Origin of the sequence: Actinomadura sp. 3N407, assembly GCF_052245875.1 — a bacterium.
In the GTDB taxonomy this organism is placed as follows: domain Bacteria; phylum Actinomycetota; class Actinomycetes; order Streptosporangiales; family Streptosporangiaceae; genus Spirillospora.
This window is the reverse complement of the sequence record NZ_JBQQBP010000005.1, coordinates 262,733-276,797: the sequence shown is the minus strand read 5'-3', so window position 1 is coordinate 276,797 and position 14,065 is coordinate 262,733. Positions and strand designations below refer to the sequence as shown.

The following is a 14,065-nucleotide window of genomic DNA, read 5'->3' as shown; positions in this document are numbered from 1 at the left end:
TTCGCGCAGCTGTGCGGGGTCGAGATCGTCGGTGCCGCCGCGGCCTCGCCGTGGCTCGGCCTGCAGGCCCTCTGGATCGGCCTGGCCCTGTTCACCCTGGTCTCCGCCGGCCTGGCGATGAAGCGCATCCTCCCCGCCCGCAAGGGCCGACGCCCTCACCGGACGGCCCCTGACAGCATCAAAGCCGCTCAGGGGCCGTCCCATATGCCGCCGCGAAGCCGCCGGAACCAGTGTCCACGACCATTTTCGGGTCGTCGGCGAAGAAACGGATCGTCCGCACCCTGGCGCGTCCGCCCAAGGGCCGCACAACGGTGATCGGCTCGATCAACTCGACGACCACATTCGTCTGGGACGACACCGCCACCGCCAAACGCTCGTCCTCGACCCGGACCATCCCGCTCTCGTTGAAGTTGCGAGCGAGCCGCACCGACGCGATCTTCCCGCGCGGGACACGCAGGTCGAAGAACGCCCCGTACCGAATCCGCAGCTCATCCTCCGACAGAACATGCGGCCGGGTGATGCACGCCGCGATGACCGCCAGCACGATCAGGATCGAATACAGGTCGACGATCAGAATCACCGCGTGCAACCCCGAAGGCGCATCGATGCTCCGCAACAACAACTCGGCACCGGCGGCCTCAAGCACCATCGCGAAAAGAAACGCCAGCTGCATGGCCAGCTGCCCACCCGCGTAAGACAGAGGGACCGCACCCGGCGGCACCCCATGCCGGCGACGCACCACGAACAACGCCAGGCTGACCATTCCCTGCAGGTCGAACCCCATGATCCTGCGCACCGGCTCAGGCACCAGCGCTCCGGCCCCTCGAAAGGCGGCCCGCCACCCGGCACCGTCCCGCCGTTTCTCCCACACCAACCGGCACGCCACGACGACCTCCAGCAACAGCACCGCCGCGACCAAGACCTCCCCGACCGCCACCACCGGACGAGGCAACGAAACACCCGACACGAGCAACACCACGAGAACGAACTCGGCGGGCACCATCCCGAACAGCGCGGCCCGCGCGACCCTCAACACGCCCGGTCCCTCAACATCCTCACAAGGACCCGGAAGACCTCCCTCTGCGCGGCGGACATCTCGTCCAGCCACCCGCCCTCCGAACCGTGCGCGACCATGAGTTCCGCCAGCTCCTCCGGCAGCTGCCCGGCAAGATCCGCGGCGAGCCCGGCCACCCGCGGATCGTCCGGCGGCGCCCCCGCAAGCTCATCGAGCCGCACATAGATCCCGCTGTCCCGCGCCGCTTCCATGAGCGGACGCAGCATCGCGACGAACCCGTCCCGCTCATCAGGCCCCGCCGCCATGTCGACCAGCGCCAGCATCTCCCGGTCGAGCTCGGCGAAACGCGACCCCACCGGCAGCCCCCGCAGAACCTCCGCCATCTCCGGCGAAACCGCCGAATCGGGCCGCAGCTCCGCCTCCTCCAGCAACGCCGCCAGCCGCGCCCTCCGCGCCCCGATCGCCTCCTGCTGCCTGGCGAGATCGGCGTCCAGCTCGACCAGCACGTCCCGCAGCTCCCGCCCCCGCTCGTCCGCGAGGACGTCCCGGACCTCGTCCAGCGAGAGCCCCAACTCCACGAGCCTCCGCACCCGCGCCAGCACCACGGCGTCCTTCAGCCGGTACTCCCGGTATCCGTTCGACAGCCGCTCCGGTTCAGGCAGCAACCCCAGGTGGTGGTAATGCCGCACGGTCCGGGTCGACACCCCGACCAGCGCGGCAAGCTCGCCGATTCGCATACCCCCATTACAAACCTTGACGCCACGTCAACCTCAACCCCAGGCTCCGCCCGTTCAGCCCGATGGCTCCCGCCCGCATCCGGACACGGGTTCGGGCAGGGGACGGTCAATCCCGCTTGCTGTTGACAGGGAAGAAACGCTCCGTGCCCGCCATCCACGCGGCGAGGGCGAGCGCACCTGTTTCGAACGCGACGAGATCGGCGTTCCATCGGGGGTCCGCGGGCGCGTCCCCGGCCTGCCGCGCCCGGCGCAGCAGCGCCACGCCCGCCACGAGGTTCAGCCCCGCCCATACGGCGTTGGCGGCCGGCCCGGAGTCCCGCCCCGCCAGCGGCGTCAGATGCCGCCGGCCGGTGACCGCCGTGGCCAAATGCGGGGCAACATTGGCGACCAAGACTCCGGCGATGAACGACTGGACTCGCGATGACCTCATGCCGGAAGGCTAACGTCGCCCGCAACCCGAACCTTCGCCGCGCCGCACACAACTCGACCGCGCGACCCGACCCACCCCGCTGCGTGCCGCGTCCACCCGACCATCCCATCTGTGCGTCATGGCCGGAGAACGCCACTTGGACAAGCACCGGACGGGCTGTCAGGGCCCACCGTCGCCCAAATGAGCGGCGCCCTTTCGACCAGTCAACCCTTGGCACTCGTGGGGTGACTCCGCCCTCCACGGCCACCCGGCAAGCATGGCTCCCACTCTCGGAGACCCCGATGGACCCACGGAATCCTGCAGTCGCACCCGGGCCGTCCCGCCTCCGCCGACAACGGCTGACACGACCGTGCGGAGCACGCACCGAGCTTCTTGGTACGGGCAATGGCCTGTTACCGTGCCCTCCGGCCGACGAGCCCCCGCATCCGAGCGCACGGCAGCGGACCGGCGATCACCGGTCGAGTGGGGCCGAGAGAGGACGGACGAGTGAAGGCACTGGGCCGTCTCTTCCGGCGGCGAGCGGACGAGCTGACAGCGATCCACGCAGAGATCACCGACTTCGGTGAGACCCTCGCGCATCATTCGTTCGTCCCGCAGGAACACGGCGCCGACACTGCGGCGCTGACGGATTACAAGCAGGCCCTCGACGCCTACGAGCAAGCCAAGCGGGAAATCATGGGCGCCCGCGACCACTCGGACGCGGCGGCTGTGCTGTGGTCGCTGGACGCGGGCCGCCACGCGCTGGCCCGCGTCGACGCCCGGCTGGCGGGGGTCGCCGCCTCCGCCGCGTCGGCCGCCGTGCTTCTTCGACGTCCGGCACGGCCCGTGTCTCCTGGGCGCCTCCGCAGGGCACTCCGAGGACAATCGACGTGTGCGCCGCGGACGCCGTCAGGCTCACCGAAGGCATGGCCCCGATCGTCACGGGCCGTCGCTCCACCGGGGCGCCCGCAGAACGGCGGCCGGCGCCGCCCAGTAACCCGGGTCCTAACTCCAATGGCACCAACAAGCGGACCAGTTCGGTACATGGCCGCCGGGTCTGGACGAGGCGCAGCGCGCCACAGGGCTGGGTGATGCCCTCGTCAGATTGCGCAGGCCCGATCCGGACGGCCCGGCCGTCCTCGTGGTCCGCGTCCGTGGCCGTGCGTACAAACGCGTCGACCTGGTACACCCCGAGATGCAACTTCTGGGCAACCACGGGTCGGCTCGTGCCGTGGCCCCCCTGCCGGCGGACGGCGCGCGGCCAACTGAACGGCCCGGCGCTCCTCCACGTCCAGGCGCAAGGCCAATGGACAATCACCTTCGCCCAGCCGTAACCCGGGCAGGCTGAGCCGACGAATTACAGCCCGCCATGCATCTCGGAGCTGGTTCCACGCTGACCTGAACAAGCTCTCGGTCGACGTCCTCAACGTCGCCCGAAGACTCCGCATATATTCCGGATCTTGGTACGTGGCATCGCCCAGCAACCTTGACCTCTCGACCCGCATCTTCGTCAGTTCGTTCCGGCGCAAGGTCATCTCAGCTTGTCGGCGGTCTGGCCCGCCTCTGAGGGCTGATCATGGCATCGTGGTCCGATGGCGACCACCGCGACCGAGTATCAGTGGATCAACGACTACTCCGACCTGGCCGAGGCGTACTGCGCGGTTCTCGTCCGAGGGGTGACCGTGCAGGAGTTCCTACGGGGGATGCGGGCCGAGCCTCAGGGGGACCTCTCCGGGTACACCGAGCTGGAGCGGCGAACCAAGGATGTCTGGGATCAACACTCCGACAACGAGTACCTGATCGGCGCCACCAGGGTCCCTGGCGATCAGGGCGAGTGGGTGCTCGGCCTGGAAGTCAACGGCTACCTGGGCACCCTGCCTCATCTGGTGGCGCCGCTGTCGAGCGGTACCCGCCTGGTCGCCCACTTCCGCAACGTCAACGCACATGACCAGTTTGTTTGGTACGAGGACGGGACACTCCGGACGTACTTCGAGCCGCTCTTTCCGACCGACAGAGACGGTTCCGCCCCTGACGAGCTCGTGGAAGTGATGGCGGAGGTGGGCTTCGATCTACAAGGGGACGAGGAAGAATTCGACGACTCCTTGACGACCGAGGCCGCATTCGCCCTGGCCGCGCGGCTGACGGGAGCCCACCTCACGCCGGAACTTCTCGACAAGGCGATCTTCGCCGCCGGGCTCGTGCCCTGGAGCGCGACCAAGGATTCTTGAGCTCCCCGTCCGCCGTCGTTCGGCGCTCCGCATCGGCGTGGGCCCCAGCTTCCCCTTCGCTCCGAGAGCGTCGGGGCCTGCCGATGGCCGTGGGGGCGACCGCAGGGAATCAGCCTGCGCCGTGTCGGCAATTCCGTCTCAAGCGTCGTCCTACAGGGAAGGGCGGTCCTGTCCCGTGTCGCCGAATCTCGGCACGCATTCGGCACAGCCACCCGTAGGGCGCCGTAAACGATCAGAGGCAGCCGGACACGACGAGAACGGCCCCTGACCGGGTAACGCCTGGTCAGGGGCCGTTCTTGGTGGTGTGGCGGGTCCAGGGTTCGAACCTGGGTAGGCTAAGCCGACGGATTTACAGTCCGCTCCCATTGGCCACTCGGGCAACCCGCCGTGGCGTCGCTTGCGCGACGGCACTGGAAAGAATAGCGGACCGTGGGAGTGGGTGTGACATCGAGGTGGACGGTCGTGATCGGGGGAGTCGCTACGCTCTCTGATCAAGAAGGTGCTGCTGAGGGGATGTGTGTGGCATGGCTGATTCCTCGTTCGACATCGTCAGCAAGCTCGACCGGCAGGAGGTCGACAACGCGCTGAACCAGGCCGCCAAGGAGGTGGCCAACCGGTTCGACTTCCGGAACGTGGACGCGGGGATCAAGTGGTCGGGTGAGTCGATCGAGATCCAGGCGAACACGGAGGAGCGGGCGAACGCGGTGCTCGATGTGCTGAAGGACAAGCTCGTGAAGCGGGGGATCTCGCTGAAGGCGATCGACGCGGGCGAGCCGAAGCTGTCGGGGAAGGTGCACAAGCTGAGCGTGGGCCTGAAGGAGGGCATCGCGCAGGACGACGCGAAGAAGATCGGGAAGATCATCCGGGATGAGGGGCCGAAGGGTGTCAAGGCCCAGATCCAGGGTGACGAGCTGCGGGTCAGCTCGAAGAAGAAGGACGACCTGCAGGACGTGATCACGCTGCTCAAGGGCAAGGACCTTGATGTGGCGCTGCAGTTCGTCAACTACCGCTAGTCGCGTTGGGAGCGCGCCGGCCCCATCCCCCGCAGAAGGGGCCGGCGCGTTCTGTCTTATGACGCGGCGGCGCCCGGAATGGTTCGGTCGAATTCGTCCAAGCTGCGGGCGAGGGTGGACAGGTCGAGGTCCAGGGACGCGGGACGGTGACGGCGCCCGTTTGATCTTGCGGTGTCGAGGGAGATCCCGGGGGCCTTGCCTCGGTCGCGCTGCTCGCCGGAGCGGGGGTACGGACCACTCGATCGCGATCATCGGGGACGTCCTGACGGCGGTCTAGCGGCGGCCCGCCATGCGTTCCAGGCGGGCGATCCGGTCGGCCATCGGGGGGTGGGTGGAGAACAGTTTGCCGATCCCGGCGCCGGAGAACGGGTTGGCGATCATCAGGGAGCTGGTGGTGGCGAGTTCGGGGTCCTGGGGCAGCGGCATCGCCCGGGTGCCGGCGTCGATCTTGCGGAGGGCGGACGCGAGGGAGAGCGGGTCGCCGGTGAGGAGGGCGCCGGCGGCGTCGGCGGAGTATTCGCGGGTGCGGCTGATCGCCATCTGCACGACGGCGGCGGCGACGGGTCCGAGGACGAGCAGCATGAGGGCGCCGAGGAGGCCGGGGCCGTCGTCGTCCTCGGAGCGGCCCGGAATGAAGATCGCCAGGTAGGACAGGTAGGTGATGACGGTGGCGATGGCGGCGGCGACGGACGAGATGAGGATGTCGCGGTTGTAGACGTGGGACAGTTCGTGGCCGAGGACGGCGCGCAGTTCCCGTTCGTCCAGCATCTGGAGGATGCCGCGGGTACAGCAGACCGCGGCGTTGCGGGGGTTGCGTCCGGTGGCGAACGCGTTGGGCTGGCGCGTTTCGGAGACGTACAGGCGCGGCATGGGCTGGTGCGCCGAGGTCGCCAGTTCGCGGACGATCCGGTACATCCTCGGCGCCTCGACTTCGCTGACCGGGTGGGCGCGCATGGAGCGCAGCGCGATCCGGTCGCTGAACACGTAGGCGACCCCGTTGGTGCCGAGCGCGATGATCAGTGCGACCGTCAGCCCGGCGCCGCCGCCGATCACGTGGCCGGCGGCGAGCATCAATGCCGACAGCGTCGCGATCAGCGCTGCGGTCTTGACGCCGTTGAACTGCACTTCCGTTGCCTCCCCGTCGACTCCGGCATGAACATCAACGGTTTGACCTGGGTGAACGTTCCCGCCTAGGTGGCCTGGGTAACCGTCTGCAGGACGATCTGCGGCGCGGCCGACAGGACGAGCGCGCCGGCGGCGGTGGCGGTGATGGCGGCGCGCACCGGCAGGCCGGGCGCGGCGTCGTAGGACGGTCCGGGTGCGGGCGTGAACAGCCGGGCGGCCCACACGAGGTAGTAGTACAGGCCGATCACCGTGTTGATCGCCATCACGACGGCGAGCCAGGTGACGCCGCCGGCGACGGTCGCGCGGAACACGACGACCTTGGCGAACAGGCCCATGACGCCCGGGGGCAGGCCGGCGAGGCAGATGAGGAAGAAGGCGAGGGCGGTGGCGACGGCGGGGCTGCGGCGGGCGAGGCCGCGGTAGTCGTCGAGGGTGTCCCAGGACGGGCTGAGCCGCCCGGGGGCGCGGCGGCGGAAGCCGATCACGACGGCGAACGCGCCGAGGTTCATGACGGCGTAGAGGGCGACGTAGGCGGTGGTGGCGGCGACGGCTTCGGGGAGCCGGTTCGCGCCGACCGCGAGGGGCGCGAGCATGTACCCGGACTGGGCGACCGACGACCAGGCCAGCAGCCGGATCGCGGTCCGCTGCCGCAGGGCGACGAGGTTGCCGAGCGTCATCGTGACCGCGGCGAGGACGGCGACGACGGGTCCCCACACGTGCCCGTACGCGGGCAGCCCGACGGCGAGGACGATCACGAGGCCGGCGAACCCGGCGGCCTTGGAGACGACGGACAGGAACGCGGCGACGGGCAGCGGGGAGCCCTGGTAGACGTCCGGTGCCCAGAAGTGGAACGGGACGGCGGCGACCTTGAACGCGAACCCGGCGAGGACGAGGACGGACCCGGCGACGGCGACGGGGTCGAGTTCGGCGGGCAGGTTCTCCAGGGCGGGGGCGATGCGGTCGAGGTGCATGGCGCCGGTCGCGCCGTACACAAGGCTGACGCCGAACAGCATGAGCGCGGTGGAGACGACGGAGACGAGGAACAGTTTCAGCGCGGCCTCGGACGCCGTCCCGTCGTAGCGGCGCAGGGCGGTGAGCGCGAACACCGGCAGGGAGAGGGTCTCCAGCGCGACGACGAGGAGGACGAGGTCGCGGGCGGCGACGAGGGTCAGCGCGCCGATGACGGCGGCGAGGAGCAGGAAGTGGTACTCGCCGACCGGCATCTTGGAGTCGGTGATCTCCTGGAGGGAGAGCAGCACGACGACCAGCGCCGCGCCGAGGACGATCCCCTGGAACAGGAGCGTGAAGTCGTCGGCGACGTAGGAGCAGGAGGCGGGGCCGTCCCCGCGCAGCCCGTCCGGGAGGCAGAAGGTGGCGCGGCGGTCGCCGGCGGCGAGCGCGATGACGGCGATGAGCGCGGCGGCGAGGGAGCCGCCGCTGAGCAGGCCGAGGAGGCGGCGCGGCGCGTCGAAGGCGTCGGCGAGCAGCAGCCCGATCGCGGCGATGGCGAGGATCAGCGGCGGCGCGATCGCCGCGTAGTCGATGCTCTGGATCATCAGCCGCCTCCGAACAGGGCGCGGACGGGGCCGGTGGTCACGTCCAGCAGGGTCTTCGGCCACAGGCCGACCAGCAGCGTGAGCGCGATCAGCGGCGACCAGGCGGCGTACTCCTGGAGGGAGACCGCCGCCGCGGGGCGGCGCGCCACGGCGACGCCGTCGGCCGGCCCGTGGGTGATCTTGGAGAGCATGCGCAGGAAGTAGGCGGCGGTGAGCGCCGCGCCGAGCGCCGCGACGGCCATGAAGGTGACGAACGTCTCGCGCGGCAGGCCGGCGTGCGGGCGGTACGCGCCGAGCAGCGCGAGCATCTCGCCCCAGAACCCGGCGAGGCCGGGGAGCCCGAGCGAGGCGACGGACGCGAACGTCAGGACCGACGCGAGGCGGGGGGACGTGCCGAGCATCCCGCCGCCGAGGTCGTTCATGTCGGTGGTGCCCCAGCGTTCCTTGACCGCTCCGGCGAGGAAGAACAGCAGGCTGGTGATCAGGCCGTGCGCGATGTTGCCGAACAGCGCGGCGTTGACGCCGACGGGGGTGAGGGTCGCGATGCCGAGCAGCACGAACCCCATGTGCCCGACGGACGAGAACGCGATCATCCGTTTGAGGTCGCGCTGGGCGAGGCAGGCGAGCGCCCCGTAGATGATCCCGATCACGGCGAGGAGGCCGAGCCACGGCGCCCAGAACTCCGCGCCGTCCGGCGCGAGCGGCAGCGCCACGCGGATGAGGCCGTAGGTGCCCATCTTCAGCAGCACCCCGGCGAGCAGGACGGACCCGACGGTCGGGGCCTCGGTGTGCGCGTCGGGCAGCCAGGTGTGCAGCGGCCACATCGGCGCCTTCACCGCGAAACCGATGCCCATCAGGGCGAACGCGGTGATCTGGATGCCGCGCGTCAGGCCGGACCCGTGCCGGGCGGCCAGCTCGGTCATGTCGAGGGTGCCCGCGGTGGCGCCGACGAGCAGCATCCCGGCGAGGAGGAGCCCGGAGCCGAGCAGGGTGTAGAGGATGAACTTGTAGGCGGCGGCGCGGCGTCCCGACCCGCCCCACAGCATGATCACCACGTACATGGGGATCAGGACGGTCTCGAAGAACACGAAGAACAGCACGAGGTCGAGCGCGGTGAACGTGCCGAGCATCCCGATCTCAAGGACGAGCAGGAGCGCGGTGAGCAGCCGGATCCGGCCGCCCTCCGGCGGGTGCCGCAGCGTGTAGAGGAAGCACAGGAACGTCAGCAGCGCGGTCAGGACGACCAGCGGCAGCGAGATCCCGTCGACGCCGAGGTGGAACCGCAGCCCGATCGCGGAGGCCCATTCCCGGTCGACTTCGAGCTGCATGCGGGACGTGGCGCCGAAGTCGAACGCCGTCATCGCGGAGATCGCGACGAGCAGCGTCGCGCCGGACACGGAGGTCCCGAAGGCGCGGACGGAGAAGTCGGTGCGCAGGAACCGGTTCGCCGGGACGAGCATCGCCAGCGCCCCGACCAGCGGGATCGCCATCATCAACACGAAGATCACAGGAAGATCACCACCCCGGCCACGATGACGACGACGCCGGCGAGCAGGCCGGTGAGGTAGGACTGCGCGTTGCCGTTCTGCGGGACGCGGAGCCGTTCGCCCAGGCGGACCGCGCCGCGTCCGGCCCCGGTGACGGCTGCGTCCACACGGCCCCGGTCGACGGTCACGACGTGACGCGCCGCCGCCCGGATGGGCCGGACGACCGTCAGCGCGTACAACTCGTCCACGAAGAATGCCCGCGCGAAGACCGGACGGACCCGCCCAAGCGCGCGCGCAGGATCCAGTGCGGGGTCACGGTTCCACAGGAGGAACGCGCCACCCGCACCGACCGCGAGCAGCAACAAGCTGAGCAGTGCCGCGCCCACATGCGGCCGTAGTTCCTCCGCGCCGAGCCCGAAGAAACCGAGGACCGCGGCCGGCACGGCCAGGGCCGCGACCGTCCACGACATGAATCTGGACGGTTCACGGATCTCGTACGAACCGCGCGGCTCCCCGAAGAACGTCATCAGCCATGCCCGCATCGCATACGCCGCCGTCAACGCGACCGTCAGCAGCAATCCCAGGTAGACGAGCCACGCCACGCCGGCCGCGAGCTCACCGCCGTGCAGGGCGGAGTGCTGGGCGGCCTCGATGACGGAGTCCTTGCTGAACCATCCGCTGAACGGCGGGACGCCCGCGAGCGCGGCCAGACCGACCGTCATCGACCAGAACGTGATGGGCATGCCGCGCCGGAGCCCGCCGTAGTGGGCCAGCATGTTCGATCCGGCGGTCACGATCACGCATCCGGCGGCGAGGAACAGCAGCGCCTTGAACGCCCCGTGCGTCAGCAGATGGAAGATCGCGGCGGTGTCGGCGCCGGCCGCGAGCCCGGCGGCCATCACCGCGAGCTGGCTGATCGTCGAGTACGCCAGGACGCGTTTCAGATCGTCCTGGGCGAGGGCCGCGCACGCCGAGCCGACCATGGAGATCACCGCGGCGACGCCGAGGACGGCCAGCGCGGAAGGGGCCGCCAGGAACACCGGGAACAGCCGCGCGACGACGTAGACGCCGGCCGCGACCATCGTCGCCGCGTGGATGAGGGCGCTGATCGGCGTCGGGCCCGCCATCGCGTCCGGAAGCCAGGTGTGCAGCGGGAACTGGGCGCTCTTGCCCGCGACCCCGGCGAGCAGCAGCAGCGCGGCCGCCGTCACCGTCGTGCCCGGAAGGTCGCCGGCGGTCCGCACGATCTCGCGGATCTCGAACGTGCCCGCGCCGACGCCGAGGACCAGGACGCCGATCAGGAAACCGACGTCGCCGAGCCGCGTCACCAGGAACGCCTTGACCGCCGCCCGCGAGTTCGCCCGCTCCTCCCAGTGGTGGCCGATCAGGAAGTACGAGCAGATGCCCATGACCTCCCAGCCCGCGTACAGGACGAGAAGGTCGCCGGCGTAGACGACCAGCAGCATCGCGGCCGTGAAGAGCGAGATGAACGCGGCGTAGGAGGAGTACCGGCGATCCCCGTCCATGTAGGCGACCGAGTACACCTGGACGGCGAACGCCACGCAGCAGACCATGAGCGCGACGACGGCGGACAGCCCGTCCACCTGCAGCCCGACCCGGATCGGCACCGAACCGGTGTCGATCAGCGTGAGCATGCCCGTCCGCTCGCCGGGGTCGCGCCACACGGCGAACGCGACGATCGCCGAGAGGACGAGCGACACCGCGATCGGCGCGCACGCGATGAGCGCGGGCCCGTTGCGGACCGGCGCCGCCCGGGAGCCGGGTCGGCCGCCGAGAAGGCGCGTCAGGGACGGGCCGAACAGCATCCCGGCGAACGCGGCGAGGAGCGGCAGCAGTGCCACCAGCGAGGCGAGCCAGATCACGGGGCGGCCTCCTCGACCGCCTCGGCCCGTTCGGCCTGCTCGGCCTTTGCGGGCTGGGCATCGGGTTCGGCCGGGCTCGTCTCGCGCTCCGACAGGGCGCGGAGCCGGTCGACGTCGACGTTCTGCCGGTTCCTGAACACCAGCAGGACGATCGCCAGGCCCAGCCCGATCTCCGCCGCCGCGATCACGATGATGAACAGCGTGAGGACCTGCCCGCCGTGCAGGCGGTCCTGATACCAGACGTCGAACGTGACGAGGTTGAGGTTCACCGCGTTCAGCATCAGCTCGACCGACATCAGGACGAGGATCGCGTTGCGGCGCGCCAGCACCCCGTACACGCCGACGGAGAACAGCAGCGCGGCGACGATCGTCGGGTAGGCGAGATGCATCAGGCCCCGTCCTCCTTCGCGTCCGCCTGGTTCTTCTCCTCCGGGCGCGCCCCGGGCTCCGGACGTGCGCGGATGTCCGAACGCGACAGGACGATGGCGCCGACCAGGGACGCCAGCAGCAGCACCGACAGGATCTCGAACGGCAGCACCCACGTCCGGAAAACGCTGGCGCCGAGCGCCTCCGCCGATCCGCCGCCCTCGCGCAGCGGCATGCGCTCGTCCCGGAACCCCATGACCATCACCGTCACGAGGACGGCCGCGGTGGCGACGGCGACGGCCGCCGCGGCCCACCGGTTGCCGGAGTCCAGGTCGGCGGACTCCCCGATCGGCGCCCGGGTCAGCATGATCCCGAACAGCAGCAGCACGATGACCGCGCCGACGTAGATCAGCACCTGGACCCAGGCGACGAACTCCGCGGTGAGGACCAGGTAGCCGCCGGCGAGCGCGCCGAACGACACCACCAGCCACAGCGCCGCGTGGACGAGCCGCCGCGTCGTCACCACAAGGACCGCGGAGCCGACGGCGACGACGCCGAGCAGCGTGAACACGATCTCCTGGCCGCTCATGCGCGCTCCCTGCGGGCGGCCCCCCACGGCCCCCGGTTCGCTCCGCTCATTTTTCGGCCCCCGGCGGTGTACGCGGGGTGCGCGCGGCCCGCTCCGCCGCCTTCTCCGCCGCGCCCACTTCCTTCGGCGGCTCCGCGGACGGGTCGTGGGCCTGCGGCGGCGGGACGGTCCACATCCACTCCCGCAGCCGCTCCTTCTCGTGCGTCAGCTCCGCGATGTCGTACTCGGCGTACTCGAACTCCGGCGTCCAGAACAGCGCGTCGAACGGGCACACCTCGATGCAGATGCCGCAGTACATGCACAGCGCGAAGTCGATGGCGAACCGGTCGAGGACGTTGCGGGTCCGGGCCCGGCCGCCGCCCTCGGCCGGGAGGGTCTCCTTGTGCGAGTCGATGTAGATGCACCAGTCGGGGCATTCACGGGCGCACAGCATGCAGACGGTGCAGTTCTCCTCGAACAGCGCGATGACTCCCCGGCTGCGCGGGGGCAGGTCGGGTTGCACTTCGGGGTATTGACGCGTTATGGAACGCCGCGTCATCGTTCGCAACGTGACTGCCAGCCCCTTGGCCAGCCCGCCTCCTGGTAGCCGTCCCACGCGCCCCATGATTGCGCACGATCGCCGCCGGGGGAACGCAGCGGGCCCCGCATCCGTCCTACAGGGTGTGGACCGCAAGGTCGACGGCAGGTTCGCGGGCAGGGAGGGCAAGTGAATCATCACGCCGATCGCCCTTACGGTCCCGAGCCCGGCCGCCGTCCCCATGTTCCGCCGGGCCGCCGTCACCGCCCGCCGACCAGTCATCCGGCGGGCGGCACCACGTCCAGCGGGAACGCGCCCGGCGAGCGGGCGTCCGGCGGCGACACGTCCAGCGGGAACGGGCCCGGTGCCTACCCGCCGGGTGTTCACGCGCCCGGCCCCCATCCGCCCTCATCGCGGACGTACGGGCCGCCCGGCTGGCGCCCCCCGTACCCCGGTCCACCGGTTCCCCCGGCCCCGCCGCCCGTCCCGGTGCCGTCCCAGGAGACCGCACGCGGCGTCCTGTGGGCGTTCGTGCCGTTCGTCACCCTCGGCTACGGGACGCCGTTCTCGTTCTTCTACGCGGCCGTCCGGCGCGGATCGTGGAGCCTCGGCGCCACCGCCGCCGGGTACGGCTTCGGGACGGCCGCCGTCATCACCATGCTTCAGGTCGGCAACCCGTTCTTCGCCGTCCTCGGCACGTTCATGGCGATCCTGCTGTGGATCGCGGGGACCGGGCACGCGTTCGCCGTCCGGTCGTCCGTCTTCCCCCGCGAGGTTCCGCGCAACCGCCGCAACCAGTACGCCATCGAGGTCGCCAAGTACCGGCGGACGCTGCGCGAGGAGGCCCGCGCGCTCGCCGCCGAGGACCCGTCGCTGGCCCGCGAACTGCGGATCGGCCGTCCCGACGTGCCCCGCACCTACGACGACGGCGGTCTCGTGGACGTCAACCACGCGCCGCCGGAGATCATCGCCGCGCTGCCCGGCATGACGCCGGAGATGGTGGAGCGCGTCGTCCGCCGCCGCGATGAGCAGGGCGGCTTCATGTCCGCGGAGGAGATGGCGGTGGACGCCGACATCCCGCCCGACGCCCTCCCCCAGATGGCCGACTACACGATCTTCCTGACGTGACGCCGCACGGAC

13 protein-coding genes and 1 tRNA gene are annotated in these 14,065 nt (G+C 70.5%); 3 read left to right on the top strand and 11 right to left on the bottom strand.

The genetic code is table 11. From position 1 onward, the window contains the following. Nucleotides 1–178: 178 nt before the first annotated feature. From ACTWPP_RS14780 to ACTWPP_RS14770, 3 genes are all read right to left on the bottom strand, one after another. Complete coding sequence (locus ACTWPP_RS14780; RefSeq protein ID WP_443104806.1) at nt 179–1,036, bottom strand: hypothetical protein; 858 nt, start codon at nt 1,034–1,036, stop codon at nt 179–181. Beyond that, the gene (locus ACTWPP_RS14775; RefSeq protein ID WP_443104805.1) at nt 1,030–1,752 is read right to left on the bottom strand and encodes a MerR family transcriptional regulator; all 723 of its coding nucleotides are present in this window, start codon (nt 1,750–1,752) and stop codon (nt 1,030–1,032) included. Before ACTWPP_RS14775 ends, ACTWPP_RS14780 begins: the two co-directional genes overlap by 7 nt. A 106-nt stretch (nt 1,753–1,858) precedes the next feature. Next, entirely contained in the window at nt 1,859–2,182 is a 324-nt protein-coding gene (locus ACTWPP_RS14770; RefSeq protein ID WP_443104804.1) for a hypothetical protein, read from the bottom strand. A gap of 1,571 nt (nt 2,183–3,753) precedes the next feature. On the opposite strand from ACTWPP_RS14770, the gene ACTWPP_RS14765 reads away from it, so the two are divergent. Continuing rightward, nucleotides 3,754–4,389 (top strand): DUF6461 domain-containing protein, encoded by a 636-nt coding sequence (locus ACTWPP_RS14765; RefSeq protein ID WP_443104803.1) that lies wholly within the window; start codon nt 3,754–3,756, stop codon nt 4,387–4,389. A gap of 305 nt (nt 4,390–4,694) precedes the next feature. On the opposite strand, the gene ACTWPP_RS14760 is transcribed toward ACTWPP_RS14765, so the two are convergent. Then, a tRNA-Tyr gene (locus ACTWPP_RS14760) sits at nt 4,695–4,776 on the bottom strand. A 137-nt stretch (nt 4,777–4,913) separates the two neighbouring features. Here ACTWPP_RS14760 and ACTWPP_RS14755 point away from each other — a divergent pair. After that, nucleotides 4,914–5,402 (top strand): YajQ family cyclic di-GMP-binding protein, encoded by a 489-nt coding sequence (locus tag ACTWPP_RS14755; protein WP_443104802.1) that lies wholly within the window; start codon nt 4,914–4,916, stop codon nt 5,400–5,402. Between the two features lie 273 nt (nt 5,403–5,675). Here the strand turns inward: ACTWPP_RS14755 and htpX are convergent, their stop codons facing one another. The 7 genes from htpX to ACTWPP_RS14720 form a co-directional block, all read right to left on the bottom strand. Further along, a complete protein-coding gene (gene htpX / locus ACTWPP_RS14750; RefSeq protein ID WP_443104801.1) occupies nt 5,676–6,527 on the bottom strand; it encodes a zinc metalloprotease HtpX in 852 nt (283 codons plus the stop codon). Between the two features lie 65 nt (nt 6,528–6,592). Next, complete coding sequence (locus ACTWPP_RS14745; protein WP_443104800.1) at nt 6,593–8,083, bottom strand: NADH-quinone oxidoreductase subunit N; 1,491 nt, start codon at nt 8,081–8,083, stop codon at nt 6,593–6,595. Continuing rightward, entirely contained in the window at nt 8,083–9,591 is a 1,509-nt protein-coding gene (locus ACTWPP_RS14740; protein ID WP_443104799.1) for a complex I subunit 4 family protein, read from the bottom strand. The genes ACTWPP_RS14745 and ACTWPP_RS14740 overlap by 1 nt, the downstream gene beginning before the upstream one ends. Beyond that, on the bottom strand, nt 9,588–11,453 hold the full coding sequence (locus tag ACTWPP_RS14735) for an NADH-quinone oxidoreductase subunit 5 family protein (RefSeq protein ID WP_443104798.1): 1,866 nt from the start codon (nt 11,451–11,453) through the stop codon (nt 9,588–9,590). Before ACTWPP_RS14735 ends, ACTWPP_RS14740 begins: the two co-directional genes overlap by 4 nt. Beyond that, a complete protein-coding gene (gene nuoK, locus ACTWPP_RS14730; protein WP_443104797.1) occupies nt 11,450–11,842 on the bottom strand; it encodes an NADH-quinone oxidoreductase subunit NuoK in 393 nt (130 codons plus the stop codon). Before nuoK ends, ACTWPP_RS14735 begins: the two co-directional genes overlap by 4 nt. After that, nucleotides 11,842–12,408 (bottom strand): NADH-quinone oxidoreductase subunit J family protein, encoded by a 567-nt coding sequence (locus ACTWPP_RS14725; protein ID WP_443104796.1) that lies wholly within the window; start codon nt 12,406–12,408, stop codon nt 11,842–11,844. Before ACTWPP_RS14725 ends, nuoK begins: the two co-directional genes overlap by 1 nt. A gap of 46 nt (nt 12,409–12,454) precedes the next feature. Then, nucleotides 12,455–12,946, bottom strand: coding sequence for a NuoI/complex I 23 kDa subunit family protein (locus ACTWPP_RS14720; RefSeq protein WP_443104795.1), 492 nt, complete (start codon nt 12,944–12,946; stop codon nt 12,455–12,457). A 168-nt stretch (nt 12,947–13,114) separates the two neighbouring features. Here ACTWPP_RS14720 and ACTWPP_RS14715 point away from each other — a divergent pair, with 168 nt between their 5' ends. Continuing rightward, nucleotides 13,115–14,053 carry a helix-hairpin-helix domain-containing protein gene (locus tag ACTWPP_RS14715; protein ID WP_443104794.1) on the top strand — a complete coding sequence of 313 codons (939 nt, stop codon included), beginning with the start codon at nt 13,115–13,117 and terminating at the stop codon, nt 14,051–14,053. Nucleotides 14,054–14,065: the final 12 nt, after the last annotated feature.

Bases quoted from the DNA above. Each gene is read 5' to 3' on its own strand.
- ACTWPP_RS14745 (WP_443104800.1), bottom strand. From the start codon at position 8,083: ATGATCCAGAGCATCGACTACGCGGCGATCGCGCCGCCGCTGATCCTC.
- ACTWPP_RS14765 (WP_443104803.1), top strand. From the start codon at position 3,754: ATGGCGACCACCGCGACCGAGTATCAGTGGATCAACGACTACTCCGAC.
- ACTWPP_RS14725 (WP_443104796.1), bottom strand. From the start codon at position 12,408: ATGAGCGGCCAGGAGATCGTGTTCACGCTGCTCGGCGTCGTCGCCGTC.
- nuoK (WP_443104797.1), bottom strand. From the start codon at position 11,842: ATGCATCTCGCCTACCCGACGATCGTCGCCGCGCTGCTGTTCTCCGTC.
- ACTWPP_RS14720 (WP_443104795.1), bottom strand. From the start codon at position 12,946: ATGACGCGGCGTTCCATAACGCGTCAATACCCCGAAGTGCAACCCGAC.
- ACTWPP_RS14770 (WP_443104804.1), bottom strand. From the start codon at position 2,182: ATGAGGTCATCGCGAGTCCAGTCGTTCATCGCCGGAGTCTTGGTCGCC.
- ACTWPP_RS14775 (WP_443104805.1), bottom strand. From the start codon at position 1,752: ATGCGAATCGGCGAGCTTGCCGCGCTGGTCGGGGTGTCGACCCGGACC.
- ACTWPP_RS14755 (WP_443104802.1), top strand. From the start codon at position 4,914: ATGGCTGATTCCTCGTTCGACATCGTCAGCAAGCTCGACCGGCAGGAG.